We start from the raw sequence: 15,177 nt of genomic DNA on the forward strand, positions 1-15,177 counted from the left end.
CCACCGCATAGCGCAGGAAGCATGGCGGCTCGCCGACAGGCCTTGCCGCCGGAGATCCGGCCCTGGCGGCCCCAAGATATAGGACAGGGAAACTCCTTTACAAAAACAGCATAATCCTTTAAGCAAAGAAATTTCGCATCACCCAGAACTTCTGCATCACCCAGGCATCCCAGCCTTTCACCCACCCTGTACCAAGGAGAACATCATGCCGCTCAGTTACGCCGAAATGGAACGCCACCTGATGGATGAACTGCGTCTGTACCATCATCCCATTGCCGTGACCTTTCTCGCCACGGATGCAGAGGTGGCAGAGTTCAAACGCACGACACCCCACGTGGTGCCGGTCAAATCGCTGACCTTCTGCCAGTGGGAGATCGCCGCCCGGATGCAGGGCAAGACCGTGCTCGGCACCAAGGACAAGCTCTTCTGCACCAACGCCCAGTGCAGTTTCGGCTGGCATGAAATCGACGAAGGCGAAATCAAATCCCAGCTCAAGTACTGTGTGGACGCAGCCCAGGCGGAGCGCTTTCTCCGCTCCAAGCCCCATCTGCCCAAGGACAGCATCAGGGCCCTGGCTGTGGGGCCTCTGGGACAGGCAGTGCTGCCGCCCTCCGTCGTGCATTTTTATTGCGACTCCATGCAGGCCTATCACCTGGCCGTGGACTACATGGCCGCGACCGATACCCATCCGATCCGGCCGCTGCTGATGATGAGTTCTTCGGCCTGCGGCAGCAGCGCCTACAGCTTTCTGGAACAGGCCTTCAACTTCTGTCCGCCCTGCTCCGGCTCCTACAACGCGGGCAAAACGGAGCGCGGCGAGGTCAACGTGACCATTCCCGGCACACAGATCGGCGCGGTAGTTGAGCGTCTGCTGGCCCGTATCGAGGAAAAGGGTTCGGCCGCCATCACCCGGCCCGGCGACTATTTCCCCGGCGGCGACATCTGCAAGAACTGCCCGATCATTATTTTTAAAAACGACACTGCGGCCTGCGAAGGCTGCGGCAAAAACTGAACATCAGGAGGTTGGCAACATGAGGAAAAACATGCGTTCCCTGCTGGGGCTGGCAGTGATGCTGGCTGCACTGGCCATGTGGCAGCCGGGTTCCGCCCGGGCAGAGGGAGCAGGCGAGCAAAATAATGGACCGGCAGCGGTCGCAACCATGGAAGCGGCCGGCGAAGCGGTCAACGCCGCTATGGACGAGGCCGCCAAGGCTGCGCCCGATCTGTCGGCCTTTGGCAACGAAAAGTTGAAAGAGGCCATTGCCGCCGCCTATACGGACGGCAAGCTGGACATGAACGCCAAGCCGGGCTTTCTGGGCATTCCCGGAGGCCCCAAGGTCAATGTCGTTCTGGCCTTTCTCTGGGCCATCTGGGTCGGCTGGATCTTCTCCAGCGTCGGCGCCTTCGGCGGCGTCATGGCCTCGGTCGGCCACATCAGCGTCTTCGGGCTGGGCGACTACGCCGCGTCATTCGGCAAGAAAACGGTCATGAACAAACTGGTGACCGACTCCATCCGCGTGTCCAACCAGTGGCTCGTGGGGACATCGTCCCTGATCTCCTCCTTCAAGTACTGGACGCTGGGCCGTATCGTGCTGCCGCTGGGCATCGCCCTGGGCATCGGTTCCCTGGTCGGCTCCATTCTCGTGCCCATGCTCACCCAGGGCAAGGTGGATTTCAAGGCCTATGTGGGCTATTTCGGCATTTTCGTGCTGGCTCTGGGCTGCTACCTCTTTTACGGCACCACGGCCTATGCCCGCGCCAAAAAGCAAAAGGCCAACCTCGCGGCCAAGGCCTTTGAAGAGGCCAGCAAGGCCCATGGCGGCGACAGCAAGGGCACCCGGGTCGTCATCAAAAAGATCAGCCCGCTGAAAGTGGAATTTGCCTTTTGCGGCGTGGATTTCTCCTTCAACCCGGTCGTGCCGATTATCGCCGGCTTTCTGGTCGCCTCGGCAGCCTCCTTCCTGGGCGTGGGCGGCGGCTTCCTGCTCGTGCCTATCCTGACCGGTATCAACCAGCTGCCCATGTATCTGGCCGCCGGCACCTCGGCCTTCGCGGTGCTGGTCGGCATGGTGACCTCCATCACCACCTTCATGACCAGCGGCACACCGGTGTTCTGGCCGCTGATCGGCATAGAACTCTGCGGCATCGTGGCCGGTTCCTGGCTCGGCCCGATCACTTCCAAATACATCCCCGACATCTGGCTGAAACGGCTCTTCATCGTGATCGCCTTCATCGTCGGCATCAACTACGTGCTGCGCGGCTTCTTCGGCATGCGCCTCTGGTAAGACAGCAACAACCGGGGCCGCCTCCCGGCGACCCCGGCCGCGAAGCCCATGAACCTGCCCTGCCCCCTTTGGCTGGATGCTTCTTCGACATGCGCCTCTGGTAATACAGCAACAATCTCCTTTTTAAAAATAAGAGAGACTGGATATGAACCATGAAAGAAGAAATATAATGAAATTTAGCCTAGCATGCGCAGCTTTGCTACTTTGCATCAGTACTTCCTCGTTTGGGGCGGATTTAAATTTCAAGGAGAGGAATATGCAAAAACACGTGTATATCGTGCATGGCTACGATGCTTCGCCTAAAAGGCATTGGTTTGCCTGGCTCAAAGATGAAATTGAAAAATCCGGTGCGAAAGCGGATATTTTAACGATGCCGACCCCTGCACACCCCCAATTCAAGGATTGGCTAAAAACTTTGCAAGAAAGCGTAAAATTTGAAGGCGAGGTTTATTTGGTCGGACACAGTCTCGGTTGCCCGACGATCTTGAATTTCTTGCAAGATAACGTCGCAAACGGCGCAGTAGAGGGTATCGTGCTGGTCTCAGGACTCGCTCAACCCCTTAGTGATCCGCAATTTAAAATGTTAGACGAGTTTGTGAATAAAGACTTTGATTTTGGGCGCATCAAAGTCGCCGCAAAACAGCGCGCAGTGGTCTCTGCAAAAGACGACTATATCGTGCCGTTCGAGTTGAGTCGCGAGCTGGCAGGACAAATTGGCGCCGAATTTTACGAAATGCAAAAAGGCGGACATTTTCTGGATAGGGACGGTTTTACGAAGTTCGATCTCGTCTATGAAATCTTGGAAAAAATGATGAAATTAACAGACTGAATTTACGTGTAAGGTATTTTCATGCCAGATTCTCATATTTTTTTGATGAGCAAAATGCACACTTTTCCAAGCGCCATAAGGCCTGCTCCATTAAATTTACGCTTTTCATTGTGCCACCACAAACGGCAACGCTCATACTAAGCTAAATTTAGATATTTGTTTTTGTGCATGAGACAGGGATCCTGCCGCATCAAGCTCAGAAATGAATATCCTGAAATTCAGCAGACTAGCAATTTAAAAGCACCGCAACTCTGGTAAAGACAGCAACAACCGGGGCCGCCTCCCGGCGACCCCGGCCGTGAAACCCATGAACCTGCCCTGCCCCCTTTGGCTGGATGCCCTGCTGATCGCGCCCTTTCGCTGGCCCGCCTCGCCGTACCTGGGGATGTGGCTGGGTTCCACTCTGCTTGCGCTCTGGTGCCTGATCCTGGGCGAACTGTCCTATGCCCTGGTCTTTTTGCTGCAGCGACGGCGCCTCAGCCAGATGCAGGACGACATGGTCCGGCTGCACAACCTGTCGGTGGATGCCATCCACAGCGGCGACAAGGCCGCATATCTGGCCGTCAACAGCTTGGCGCAGGAAAAACTCGGCAACAACTTTTTCGCCACCGCAGCAGCCGGCATGACGGCAATCTGGCCCCTGCCTTTTGCCCTGGCCTGGATGGCCCAGCGCTTTGAGGGCATCGTGCTCTACCATCTGCCCGGCACCACCCGGAGCCTGGGCTATGTCTTCGTGCTGCTCAGCGCCTATATCGCAGAGAAGCTGGTCTTTTCCCGCCTGAAGCGGCATCTGCCCCTCTTTGCCCGCATCGAGGCCATAAAGCAGGCTGATCGTGAACGACGCGGCCCCATGCGACCCTTCTGAAGCATGAACAAAAAACAGATTCTCTTCGCCTCGTTCAGCCACTTTGTCTGCGACGTCAACAGCGGCTCGCTCCCCGCGATCCTGCCCTTTCTCATCAGCGCCCATGGCCTGAGCTACAGCATGGCCAGCGCGCTCATGCTCGCCAATTCGAGTCTGGCCTCCATCGTCCAGCCCATCTTCGGCCTGCTCGCCGACCGCAGGGCCCGCCCCTGGTATATGCCGGCCGGCATCCTCATCACCGGCTGCGGCATGGCGGCAGTCGGCTTTCTGGACAGCTACCCGGCCATTTTCCTGGTCGTCATGGCGAGCGGCATGGGCTCGGCCCTCTTCCATCCGGCTGCCGTGCGCTTTGCCAACATGGTCTCCGGATCAGCGCCGGGCACGGGCATGAGCATCTTTTCCGTGGGCGGCAATGCCGGCTACCTACTCGCACCGATCCTGGTCGTGGCGCTGATGCACCTGGGCGGGCTCCCCGGACTGGGCCTGCTCGCGCCGCTCGCCGCAGTGCTGGCCGGCCTCATGTTCTACGAATCCCTGCGGTTCACGCGCGCGCAGGCCAACGGGGCCCAGCCGCGGCCGAATACGGCCGGCAGGTCCAGGACGGTCAACGACTGGCAGGCCTTTGCCAAACTCACGGTCAACGTCATCTGCCGTTCCATCATCATGGTCTGCCTGCGCGCCTTCATCCCGCTCTACTGGATCGCGCATTTCGGCCAGAGCGAGACGGCCGCGGCACTGGCGCTGACCGTCTTCGGCGCCTGCGGCGTGTGCAGCAACCTGGCGGGCGGCATGCTGGCCGATCGTTTCGGCTACCGCCGGGTGGTGCGCACGAGCCACGCGCTGCTCCTGCCGCTCATGCTCGCTTTTCCTTTTGTGGACGACTTTGCCGTGGCCACCGTCATGCTGATGGCCCTGGGCGTGGTTCAGTTTTTGCCCTTCAGCTCGCTGGTGGTCCTGGGGCAGCGCTATCTGGGCGGCCATGCGGGCTTTGCCGCAGGCATAACCATGGGGCTCGGCATGAGCGTGGGCGGCATGGCCGCGCCGATCCTGGGCAGGGTGGCGGATATCTGGGGCCTGGGCATGGCCTTTCACGTCCTGAGCGGCTGCGCGCTCGTGAGCACGATCTTTGCCTTTCTGCTGAGCCCGGCGCCGAAGCTGCCGGAGGATGAGGAGGCGACCTGAACCGGCTGGATGCAGAGGGGCAGCAGTCCAACCCGGCAAAACCAAACCGCTTCAGCCTTTGTCAGCCCCGCGCTCTTCCGGCGCAGGCCGAACCTCCTGGCCGGAGACGCTGTCCCTGGCCTTTCGGGCCAGCTTTTCCCGGTGACGAATGACGAGGAAGCGGATGCCGTAGTAGCACAGCGGTGTCATGATGCAGGCCAGCAGCGCGCCGCCGAGAAAAAAGGCTGCGATCAGCTCCCAGCCGATGCCGGACAGGGCATGCCAGTTCTGCTCCTGCAGCACGTTGGCCAGCGCCCGTTCGATGGCGTGGTAGGAATGGTTGCTGCCCATGCAGTGCAGACCCACATAGCACTGCATGGGATAGAGGAAGACAATGGTGACGGGATTGGTGATGAGGGTGCCGAAGATGGCGCCGGTCTTGCTGCCCCTGAGCCAGAGGGCCGTGGGGATGGACAGGCAGATCTGCAGGCCAAAGGGCGCCAGACAGCCATAGAACATGCCGATGGCCCAGCCCTTGGCGATAAACTCCGGGGATGCCTTTTCGCGCACAGTTCTGCGGTAGATGTGCCGTGCCCTGCGCCTGATAAGGTGTTTCCAGTCTCTCCAGCCCATCCTTTGTCCCTGTTCCCGGTCAGAATGCGCTTTGCATAACGTCTGATTTACACTGAAAAGTCAAGTGCAAAAAACGACAGGCGCCGGCGCGCTCCCCCTGCTGCCGGCTTGCATCCGGCCCGGATGCAGGGTATCCTGCCGCCAACCAGCCTGCCTCAGGAACAATCCACCTTCTGTCTCCGCTGCCCCGAGACCTGACTATGTCTGGCACCCAAACCCGCTCTGCCGGTCAACCCGGCGCCCGCCTCCGGCCCGCACAGCTTCGCGATGTGCTGCTCTACGTCCTCACCCTGGCCCTGCTGGTCTGGCTGCTGCTGCGCGGGGCCGAACTCTCGGGCTACAACTGGCAGTGGCGGAAGGTGCCGGGTTTCCTGATCAGTTGGCAGGATGGCCGGCCGGCGGCCGGAGCCCTGCTGCGCGGGCTGGGCGTGACACTGGCCCTCACGCCGGCAGCGCTGCTGGCCGCCGGGCTGATCGGGCTTGCGGCAGCGCTGCTCAGGCTTTCCGCCTCGCCGGTGGGTCGGGTCCTCAGCCGGGTCTATCTGGAACTGGTGCGCAACACGCCGCTTCTGGTGCAGCTCTTCTGCCTCTACTTTGTCCTGGCCCCGATTCTCGGCCTGGGCCGCATGTGCACCGCCATTCTGGCCCTGGGGCTGTTCGAGGGCGCCTATGTCTCCGAAATCATCCGTGCCGGCATCCTGTCCATCGATCGCGGCCAGTGGGAGGCCTGCCAGGTTTTGGGTCTGAACCGCTGGCAGAGCTATCGCCACGTGATTCTGCCCCAGGCCCTGCGCCGGATGCTGCCCCCGCTCACCAGCCAGGCCGTGTCGCTGGTCAAGGATTCGGCCCTGGTCAGCACCATTGCCGTGTACGAACTCACCATGCAGGGCCGGGCGCTCATTGCCGAAACCTTGCTCAGCTTTGAAATCTGGCTGCTTGTGGCCGCGCTCTATCTGGGCCTGACCCTTTTCCTCTCCGTGGCGGCCGCATGGCTCAGACGGCGCCTTGCCAGAAGCATCTGTTAGGATTGTATGAGCAAGGCATTGATAGCCATTTTGATTTTGCTTGCCATCATTATTGTAAGCATACCAGGTGAATTGAAACGACGAAAAAGGCTGAATGCATACTGGCAAAGGTTATCTGTTGCCAATGCACGAAAATGGAAAAAAATGTTTCCCGATGCATCAGCAAAAGAAATCAGGGACTTTCTTAATGAATTTTCGGATGGATTTGCCTTCACGAGAAGATATTCTCTAAAATTCTCGCCAAACGATCATGTAATGAAAATATACAGGACAATGTATCCACCAGAAGAATTGTTCAGCGTAGATGCTCTTGAACTTGAAACTTTTGCTGCAAATCTTGAACAAAAGTATGATATAAAATTTATAGAAATATGGAATGAGGATCTCACTCTTGGCAAGCTCTTCATAACAATAAATAAAAAAGATCGTCACTGCTGTCCCACAAAATATCAATGATTTCGGGATAAAATAAAGGCTTGGAGCCCCTGGTGTGGTATAATGGATTTGACAAAAAGTTCATTAAAACCAAAGAGGTCCAAGCCAGGGGATATTGTAGCACGGTTGTCGGCCAATTGCTTAGAGTTTTTCCGAGACATGAATTTGAGCAAGTCCGCCGGGCGGTTCAACCAAAGAAACACCGCCGCGCCCTTTCTGCGTGGACGCAGTTTGTGGCCATGCTGGTGGGGCAACTCGCTGGACGCGACAGTTTACGCGGCATTGTGGATGCCTTTTCACCGCAAAGTCGCAAACTGTATCATCTGGGCCTCGGCTCATTCAGTCGTTCCAGTCTGGCGCGGGCTAATGAAAAGACACCCGCCGAGCTGTTCGAAAAGGTGTTCGTAGCGCTTTTGGCTCGTTGTCAATCGCTTGCGCCTCCCAACCAAAAGTTCCGCTTCAAAGACGGCGGCAAGGTCTATCTCCTTGATGCCACGGTGATTGAGCTGCCGCTCTCGCTGTTTCACTGGGCCACGTACCGCCAGCAAGGGGGCGATGCAGTTGCATGTGGGGCTTGCAGCGGACGGCTATTTGCCCAGCTTCGTGGATATGACGGCAGGGCGAGTCCACGAGATCAACAAGGCGCGTGAACTGCGTCTTCCCCGAGGTTCCTGGGTGGTCTTTGACCGGGGCTACACGGATTACCAGTGGTATCAGGAGTTGACGAAGGATGGTGTGCATTTCGTCACACGCCTGAAGCGTGGTGCTGCGGTGCAGCCTGGCGCGAAACGCCGGGGGTGCAAAAGCGCGGGTATCCTGGAAGACCGGGAAATCCGGTTCAGAGGAGAGGAGGGCGTGTTCCGGACAGTCCGCTTTCTGGATGAAGCGAGAGGTGAGGAATACGAGTTTCTGACCAACGCGGTGGATATTGCGGCAACCACGGTGGCGGCACTGTACAAGGAGCGGTGGCAAGTGGAGCTGTTCTTCAAGTGGATCAAACAGCACCTGAAGGTGAAGAGCTTTGTGGGCGGTAGCATGAACGCGGTGCGGACGCAGCTGTGGATCGCGTTGTGCGCGTATCTTCTGGTGGCCTTCATCAAATTTCGCAGTCGCCTGGGGCAATCTATCCTGCAGATTTTACGGCTTGTTCAGCTCAATTTGTTTGAACGGCGGGATTTAGACGAACTTTTTTGTCCGGAAAAACAAAAAATACCATTACATAACAACCAGTTATCGCTATTCCAAATTTAGTGGGACAGCAGTGAAAGATCGTAATCTGTCTGTTGCAAAAAGTGGCGCATAAACCGATCCACCCTGAGCAGCCTGTTCTACAAATATGAGTAAGGTCATGAACGGTATAAGCTCCATAAAATACATGCTGCCCATGCTCCTCTTCCTGCCACTTTCCGCTTTGGCTGCTGATGCGGTCATTGCAGACAAAGTCCTCATAGAGAAGCAGGCAAGACGATTGAGACACTGCTTTCGAAAGGACAGGAGATAAGGACCTACAAAATAGCCCTGGGCAGGAAGCCCGAAGGCGTCAAGGAGCAGGAGGGCGACAACAAGACTCCGGAAGGAACCTATGTTGTTGATTCCCGCAACAGAAAGAGTGGCTACCACCTGTCGCTCCACATTTCCTACCCAAACGACAATGACAAGAAACGGGCAAAAGAACTTGGCGTATCGCCCGGCGGCGATATCATGATTCATGGCATGAAGAACGGCTTCGGGTGGCTTGGCCGATTGAACACGTGGTTTGACTGGACAAAGGGCTGCATAGCCGTTACGGATACGGAAATAGAAGAAATAGAGCAATTGGTTCCAAATGGCACGGTGGTGGAAATAAGGCCATGAAAGACGGTAAGAGAAGCCCGGCTTGCGGCGGATCGTCGAAATACGGTCCTTCGCCTCCCAGCGAAGACCACGTTATGCATGCAGGAAAGGGACAGGCCTATGTTTGGGTTCTTTAAAAGGACGCCTTTGATTGAGCCGGCAGTGATGGACTGGCAGTTCGACTGCTTTGAATGGCTCCTGAAAAACACGGGAGGATTTAAGGTATTTTCAGAAACCGTGCTGGTTCAGCCAAGCAGCCAGTTTTTCCCTCAGCAGGGAATGACCGGACCAGAGCTCGCGGAGGCCTTGTTCCTTCAGGTGAAGGAGTACGCCGGGATGAGCGACTGGCCCTGTAAACTGGAAGCGCAGGACGAAGATCCGAACCCGGTCGTGGCCCCCACCCTTGTCGTCCAGGACGCGCCTTCCGCACCTGCGGGCACGTTTTCAGCGATGGCAGAGGGGGTGGTGATCACGTACAATCCGGGCAGCATTTCTGATCCAATGTCCCTCATCGCGACATTTGCACATGAGTTGTCGCACTATCTCACGGGGTCATTTTCCGAAGAGCCTCCCGGAGGATGGGATAACTGGGAATATGCTGTCGATGTAACCAGCGTCTTCCTGGGCTTCGGCATCTTCGCCGCAAATTCGGTCGTTACGTTTTCCCAGTACGCTGCCTTTGATTCCCAGGGTTGGCGTACGAGTCGGTCTGGGTATCTTTCAGAAGCCGAGGTCATACATGCGCTGGGGATCTTTGCTGCATTGGGGGGTATATCTCAATCCGAGATCCTTGAACACTTAAAGCCATACCTGCGTGGCTTGTACAAGAGGGCATGCAGGGAGCTGCTGGGTCAAAGGCAACGGATTGAACGCTTGAAGGAAATCAAGGCAGGGTGAATCACATGCGATTCCAAACCCATAACAACGTTCTCCAATAGGACTGGTAATGCCGCGGGGAACCCTTGCCGGCCGCCTATGCGGAGTCTTGGGTGCAACCCATATGACCCTTTGAACTCGATGAGTAATATCCAATAAATACAAACAAGAACGAAAACGGAGATTAACGATGAAAAAATATATTATTTGCTTGTTATTATTAATTGTGACACCAACTATTTCTATTGCTGAAGATAAAGAATTTGCTCTTGAAATAAAAGATACAAAAATGGATTTTATAAAGAACGGAGATTTTTTGACTGTATATGTAGTCGGTAAATTTATTAATAAACAACAATATCCAATAAAAGATATCGTTATAGAATCACAATTTTTCGACAAAAACGGGGATTTAATTGATGTTGCCACTGAAGAACTATATTCAAATATAGTTCCAGCTAATGGCGAGGCCGCTTTTAAAATTTTAACTCATGCAACAAAAAATCGAGAAGTATATACAAATTATAAAATCAACATCCTCTCTTCGACACAGGAAAAACCGTGCGTATCTAAAAAATCCAAATTATCAGATAACGCGTTCACGCAAATGCTGGGTATTTGGGCCCCTATCTTATTCATTACTGTGGTTTTTCTATGGCTTACACGAAAATACGCTGGAAAGAATTCTCCACAGCAAAGGGGTTTTCTCTTAGTAGAAAAACAGAATGAATTGTTTGCGCAACAGAATGCTTACCTCAAATCTATTGCGGAATCGATTAAAAACAAGCAACAGTAACAACCAACCACTACAGCCGACGGCGTCAGGTGCTCGTTGTTATCGCTTCCACACCTGTGCCGCAGCGTTCCAGCTTATCGATATGGACAGAGAAAACCCGGTGCCAGCAGTGCAAATCCTGCAGGCCAGCAAAAGCTTTGCCGGCGGCGTGACGGCCCTCAGAGAGCTGAGCCTGGAGGTGCAACAGGGCGAAAGAGTGGTCATCATCGGCCCGTCCGGCTCTGGCAAGTCCACCCTGCTGCGCTGTCTGGCCGGCCTGGAGCCCGTGGATGCCGGCCGCATCCTGATAGAGGGCGTCCCCCTGGACGAAAAAACGCGACGCAAAATCGGCATGGTGTTCCAGTCCTTCAACCTGTTTCCACACCTGACGGTGCTGGACAACCTCAATCTGGCCCAGCGGCTGGTGCAGAAAAAAAGCCTGGCCGAGGCCACGGCCGCAAGCCTCGAACTGCTGGCCAGGGTCAACATGCCGGACAAAGCCCGGAGTCTGCCGGGGGAGCTTTCCGGAGGGCAGCAACAGCGGGTGGCCATTGCCCGCGCCCTGGCGCTGAAGCCCAGGATCATGCTCTTCGACGAGGTCACCAGCGCCCTGGATCCGGAGATGATCGGCGAGGTGCTGAGCGTGATCCGCGATCTGGCCCAGGCCGGCATGACCATGCTGGTCGTCACCCACGAAATGGCTTTTGCCCGGGAACTCGGGGAGCGGGTGATCTTCATGGAGCAGGGAGAGGTGATCGAAACCGGGGACAGCAAGAGCTTTTTTGCCCGGCCGCGGGAGGCGCGCACCCGGGACTTTCTGAGCCGGATCCTGTAGGTCCCGGCTCGCTTTCACCACAGGAGGAAAACCATGAAAACAGGACTGGCATTTTGTATGGCACTGCTGCTCGCCTGTTTCGCTCTGCCGACCTTTGCGGCGGAGGGAGCGCAGGAGAAGGCCATAGACCGCATGACCCGCACCGGCACCATCCGGGTGGGGCTGGATGTCTTTGTGCCCTGGGCCATGAAGGATAAAAACGGCCAACTGATCGGCTTCGAGGTGGATGTGGCCAGAAAGCTGGCCGAGGACGCGGGGCTGCAGTTGGAACTCGTGCCCACGGAATGGTCGGGCATCATCCCGGCGCTGCTGACCGGCAAGTTCGACGCCATTATCGGCGGCATGACCGCCACCGCCGAACGCAACCTGAAGATCAACTTCACAAACCCCTACTATTTCACAAGCCAGGGGCTTCTGGCCAACCGCAAACTGGCCAAAGGCATGCAAGTTGCCGACTTCAACCGGCCGGAAGTCACGGTGGCGGCCCGCATGGGTTCCACCGCGGCCCTGACCGCGAAAAAGCTGTTTCCCAAGGCCGAACTGCGACTCTTCGACACCGAACCGGCAGCGGTGCAGGAGGTGCGCAACGGCCGGGCCCACGGCATGGTCTCCGGTCAGCCGCTGCCGGTGCAGCAGGCCCTGGCCGCGCCCGAAACCCTGGTCGCCTATCCGGACAAACTCGCCCTGGAGCCCATTGCCATGGGCCTGCGCAAGGGGGATGTCGATACCTTGAACTTTCTGAACAACTGGATCGCCCGCGAACAGGCCAGCGGCTGGATTCAGGAGCGCTACCGCTACTGGTTCGAGGGCGTGGAGTGGCGCAGTCGGGTACAATGAAAAAAAGCGGGCCGGAATGGGGCTGGCTGGACGCCCTCCTCCTGCTGCTCCTGGCCGGAGCGGGCGCCTGGCTGGCCTACCGGGCGGCAGTGGAGCTGGAATACCACTGGCACTGGGAGGCCATACCGCAGTACCTGCTCCGCCGCGGAGACCAGGGCTGGGCGGCGGGCTCGCTGACCCAGGGGCTCTGGTGCACGCTCCGGCTCAGCTTCTGGGCAGCCCTGCTGGCGCTGCCTCTGGGACTGGCCGCGGCCCTGGCCCGTCTGGGCCGCCTCTTGTATCTGCGGCTTCTGGCCCGCACCCTGATCGAACTCCTGCGCAACCTGCCGCCCCTGGTTCTGCTCTTTCTGGGCTACTATTTTCTGGCCGACCCGTTCGCGGCGCTCCTGGCCGATGACTGGCCCCGCTGGGCCGAAGCGCATCCATCTCTGGCCCATCTGGCGGCCCGACTGTGGGCGCCGCCAGCGGAACTGGCGCCCTTTCTCGCGGCGCTGATGACACTGGCCCTGCTGGAAAGCGCCTATGTGGCGGAAATCCTCCGCGCCGGCATTCAGTCCATTCACCGGGGCCAGTGGGATGCCTGCCAGGCCCTGGGGCTCGGCCGCTGGCAGGCATATCGCCACGTGATCCTGCCCCAGGCCCTGCGCCGGGTGCTGCCGCCTCTGGCCGGGCAGATGGTCTCGCTGGTCAAGGATTCGGCCATGGTCTCGGTGCTGGCCATCCAGGATCTGACCTGGCAGGGCTCACAGATCATGGCCTCCACCTATCTGAGCTTCGAGGTCTGGCTGACCGTGGCCGCGCTCTATCTGGTGCTCACCCTGCCCTGCTCCTGCCTGAGCGAATACCTGTACCGCCGCCTGAACCGGCGTCTCTGCTGAAGGCCGTTGCATCCCGCCGTTCCACACGGTATTCTGCGGCCGTTTTCTTTTGATTTCCACACGAGCGGAGCAGCCATGTCCGTTATCCACTATCCCCGATGCGCCCTTGTCCTGCCCCTGCTGTTCACCCTGCTTTGTCCGCCCCCGGCGGCATGGGCCCTGAGCATCGGCGAGGAGCGGCTCATAGGTCAGAAAATCCTCTACTCCGTGCGCCAGGAGCTGCAGGTGCTGGATGATCCGGACATCAGCCAGTACATCAACGGGCTGGGCCAGCAGGTGCTCAAGGTGGTGGGACCACAGTACTTCGACTACCGCTTCTTCGTGGTGCGAAGCGAGCAGTTGAATGCCTTCGCCGCCCCGGCCGGAATGGTCTTTTTCTACAGCGGCCTCCTGGAGGCCATGCACAACGAAGACGAGCTGGTCAGCGTCATGGCCCACGAAATCGGCCACGTGGTCAGCCGCCACATTGCCAACCGGATGGAAAAGAGTGGCAAGACCAGCGTGGCCTCCATGATTCTGGGGGTGGCCGGGCTGGCGCTGGGCGTGCCGGGGCTGTCCCAGGGCATCTTCACGGGCTCGCTGGCCGCTGGCCAGACCGCCAATCTGCAGTACAGCCGCGAGGACGAGGAACAGGCCGACCGGCTCGCCTTTGGCTGGATGGTAGCCATGCGGCGCAACCCGGACAGTATGCGCGCCATGCTGCAGACCCTGCGGCGCGTCGTCCGCTACAGCATGGGCAATGTGCCCCAGTACCTGCTCACCCATCCGGACCCGGAGTCCCGCATCGGCTATGTGGAATCGCTGATCGAGCTGAATCGGGCCAAGAAGCCTGCCCCGGTCTGGCAGCAGACCGACGACTTCGACTTTCTGCGCATCCGCTACCGGGTGCTGGCCCAGTCTCCGGATCTGGCCCGACTGCGGCAGGGCTGCACCATCACGCTGAGCCGGGACGGCAAGAGCATGGCCGGCAGGCTGGCGCGCTACGGCCTGGCCCTGATCGAGGCCCAAAACCGGCGCTTCGATGCCGCCCTGGCCCACATGGACCTTCTGCAGGCCCAGTTTCCAGACAGAGACATACTGCACGTGGACCGGGCGGTCATCCTGCAGCAGGCCGGCCGCTACGCCGAAGCCAGGGCCATTCTGGACAGGCAGACGGCCAAAAACCCAAACGACATGTACGCGCGCTTTCACCTGGCCACGGCAGAGGCGGCGCTGGGAAACACCGAGCGGGCCGCGCTCCTGTTCCAGCAGGTGGCACGCGCCCTGCCCGAATACCCGCAGGTGTACTTTGAACTGGGCCAGCTCGAAACGGGCCGCGGCGCCGCAGGCAAAGGCATCTTCTACCTGGGCAAGTACTACCTGTTTCAGGGCCGGGAAGAGCTGGCCGTGCAGAACCTGAAGCGGGCCAGCCGGGACCGGAGCCTGCCAGAGACCATGCGCAAAGAGGCCGGGCAGATTCTGGCCGGGATCGATAAAATCAAGAAAGGAACCTGAGCATGCTCAAACGATTTTCCATCTCCCTTGAAGAAGAGCTGCTGGCGCAGTTCGACGCCTTTATCCGCAGCCGCGGCTACGTCAACCGCTCGGAAGCGGTCCGGGATCTCATCCGCAGGGATTTTGTCAACGGCGAGTGGGAGGAGGACGGCGAGGTGGTCGGCGTGGTGACCCTGGTGTACGACCACCACCAGCCGCAACTGCAAAAAAGGCTCGCCGACATCCAGCACGACCACTTTCACCTGATCACTTCGACCACCCATGTGCATATGGACCATCACAACTGCCTGGAGGTGGTCATTGTCAAGGGCCGGGCGGCGCAGATTCAGGACATGGCGGCGCAGATGATTGCGCTCAGGGGCGTGAAAAACGGCAAGCTCACCACCGCCAGCACCGGCCAGGCACTGCCCTGAGCG

General features: G+C 58.3%; 15 protein-coding genes and 2 pseudogenes. 16 read left to right on the forward strand and 1 reads right to left on the reverse strand.

What is annotated here, in order from left to right; translation table 11 throughout:
* Positions 1 to 205: 205 nt before the first annotated feature.
* The 5 genes from CAY53_RS09425 (at position 206) to CAY53_RS09445 (ending at position 5,161) form a co-directional block, all read left to right on the forward strand.
* Complete coding sequence (locus CAY53_RS09425) at positions 206 to 1,012, forward strand: DUF169 domain-containing protein (RefSeq protein ID WP_104936894.1); 807 nt, start codon at positions 206 to 208, stop codon at positions 1,010 to 1,012.
* Positions 1,013 to 1,031: 19 nt separating this feature from the next.
* Positions 1,032 to 2,285 (forward strand): sulfite exporter TauE/SafE family protein, encoded by a 1,254-nt coding sequence (locus CAY53_RS09430; protein WP_104936895.1) that lies wholly within the window; start codon positions 1,032 to 1,034, stop codon positions 2,283 to 2,285.
* Positions 2,286 to 2,541: 256 nt separating this feature from the next.
* Positions 2,542 to 3,114: an RBBP9/YdeN family alpha/beta hydrolase gene (locus CAY53_RS09435; RefSeq protein ID WP_181040255.1), complete on the forward strand. Its 573-nt coding sequence runs from the start codon at positions 2,542 to 2,544 to the stop codon at positions 3,112 to 3,114.
* A 298-nt stretch (positions 3,115 to 3,412) separates the two neighbouring features.
* Positions 3,413 to 3,979 carry a hypothetical protein gene (locus tag CAY53_RS09440; RefSeq protein ID WP_146106478.1) on the forward strand — a complete coding sequence of 189 codons (567 nt, stop codon included), beginning with the start codon at positions 3,413 to 3,415 and terminating at the stop codon, positions 3,977 to 3,979.
* Positions 3,980 to 3,982: 3 nt separating this feature from the next.
* A complete protein-coding gene (locus CAY53_RS09445) occupies positions 3,983 to 5,161 on the forward strand; it encodes an MFS transporter (protein WP_104936897.1) in 1,179 nt (392 codons plus the stop codon).
* 51 nt (positions 5,162 to 5,212) lie between these two features.
* Here CAY53_RS09445 and CAY53_RS09450 read toward each other — a convergent pair whose 3' ends face one another.
* On the reverse strand, positions 5,213 to 5,773 hold the full coding sequence (locus CAY53_RS09450) for a DUF2062 domain-containing protein (RefSeq protein WP_104936898.1): 561 nt from the start codon (positions 5,771 to 5,773) through the stop codon (positions 5,213 to 5,215).
* Between the two features lie 200 nt (positions 5,774 to 5,973).
* On the opposite strand from CAY53_RS09450, the gene CAY53_RS09455 reads away from it, so the two are divergent.
* From CAY53_RS09455 to nikR, 11 genes and pseudogenes are all read left to right on the forward strand, one after another.
* On the forward strand, positions 5,974 to 6,798 hold the full coding sequence (locus CAY53_RS09455) for an amino acid ABC transporter permease (protein ID WP_104936899.1): 825 nt from the start codon (positions 5,974 to 5,976) through the stop codon (positions 6,796 to 6,798).
* 6 nt (positions 6,799 to 6,804) lie between these two features.
* Positions 6,805 to 7,254 carry a hypothetical protein gene (locus tag CAY53_RS12735; protein WP_146106479.1) on the forward strand — a complete coding sequence of 150 codons (450 nt, stop codon included), beginning with the start codon at positions 6,805 to 6,807 and terminating at the stop codon, positions 7,252 to 7,254.
* 62 nt (positions 7,255 to 7,316) lie between these two features.
* Positions 7,317 to 8,484 (forward strand): annotated as a pseudogene (locus tag CAY53_RS09465) (IS4 family transposase).
* Between the two features lie 184 nt (positions 8,485 to 8,668).
* Positions 8,669 to 9,087, forward strand: a pseudogene (locus CAY53_RS13965) (L,D-transpeptidase family protein); the annotation flags it as partial.
* Between the two features lie 99 nt (positions 9,088 to 9,186).
* A complete protein-coding gene (locus CAY53_RS09475; RefSeq protein ID WP_104936901.1) occupies positions 9,187 to 9,963 on the forward strand; it encodes a hypothetical protein in 777 nt (258 codons plus the stop codon).
* 169 nt (positions 9,964 to 10,132) lie between these two features.
* The gene (locus CAY53_RS09480) at positions 10,133 to 10,738 is read left to right on the forward strand and encodes a hypothetical protein (RefSeq protein ID WP_104936902.1); all 606 of its coding nucleotides are present in this window, start codon (positions 10,133 to 10,135) and stop codon (positions 10,736 to 10,738) included.
* A gap of 82 nt (positions 10,739 to 10,820) precedes the next feature.
* On the forward strand, positions 10,821 to 11,552 hold the full coding sequence (locus CAY53_RS09485; protein ID WP_104936903.1) for an amino acid ABC transporter ATP-binding protein: 732 nt from the start codon (positions 10,821 to 10,823) through the stop codon (positions 11,550 to 11,552).
* A 33-nt stretch (positions 11,553 to 11,585) separates the two neighbouring features.
* On the forward strand, positions 11,586 to 12,389 hold the full coding sequence (locus CAY53_RS09490; protein WP_219842659.1) for a transporter substrate-binding domain-containing protein: 804 nt from the start codon (positions 11,586 to 11,588) through the stop codon (positions 12,387 to 12,389).
* On the forward strand, positions 12,386 to 13,267 hold the full coding sequence (locus CAY53_RS09495) for an amino acid ABC transporter permease (protein WP_104936904.1): 882 nt from the start codon (positions 12,386 to 12,388) through the stop codon (positions 13,265 to 13,267). The genes CAY53_RS09490 and CAY53_RS09495 overlap by 4 nt, the downstream gene beginning before the upstream one ends.
* Before the next feature lie 75 nt (positions 13,268 to 13,342).
* Positions 13,343 to 14,761 carry a beta-barrel assembly-enhancing protease gene (locus CAY53_RS09500; protein WP_104936905.1) on the forward strand — a complete coding sequence of 473 codons (1,419 nt, stop codon included), beginning with the start codon at positions 13,343 to 13,345 and terminating at the stop codon, positions 14,759 to 14,761.
* A 2-nt stretch (positions 14,762 to 14,763) separates the two neighbouring features.
* Positions 14,764 to 15,174: a nickel-responsive transcriptional regulator NikR gene (gene nikR / locus CAY53_RS09505; RefSeq protein WP_104936906.1), complete on the forward strand. Its 411-nt coding sequence runs from the start codon at positions 14,764 to 14,766 to the stop codon at positions 15,172 to 15,174.
* The last annotated feature ends 3 nt before the right edge of the window (positions 15,175 to 15,177 follow it).

Origin of the sequence: Desulfobulbus oralis (assembly GCF_002952055.1) — a bacterium.
GTDB lineage: Bacteria > Desulfobacterota > Desulfobulbia > Desulfobulbales > Desulfobulbaceae > Desulfobulbus > Desulfobulbus oralis.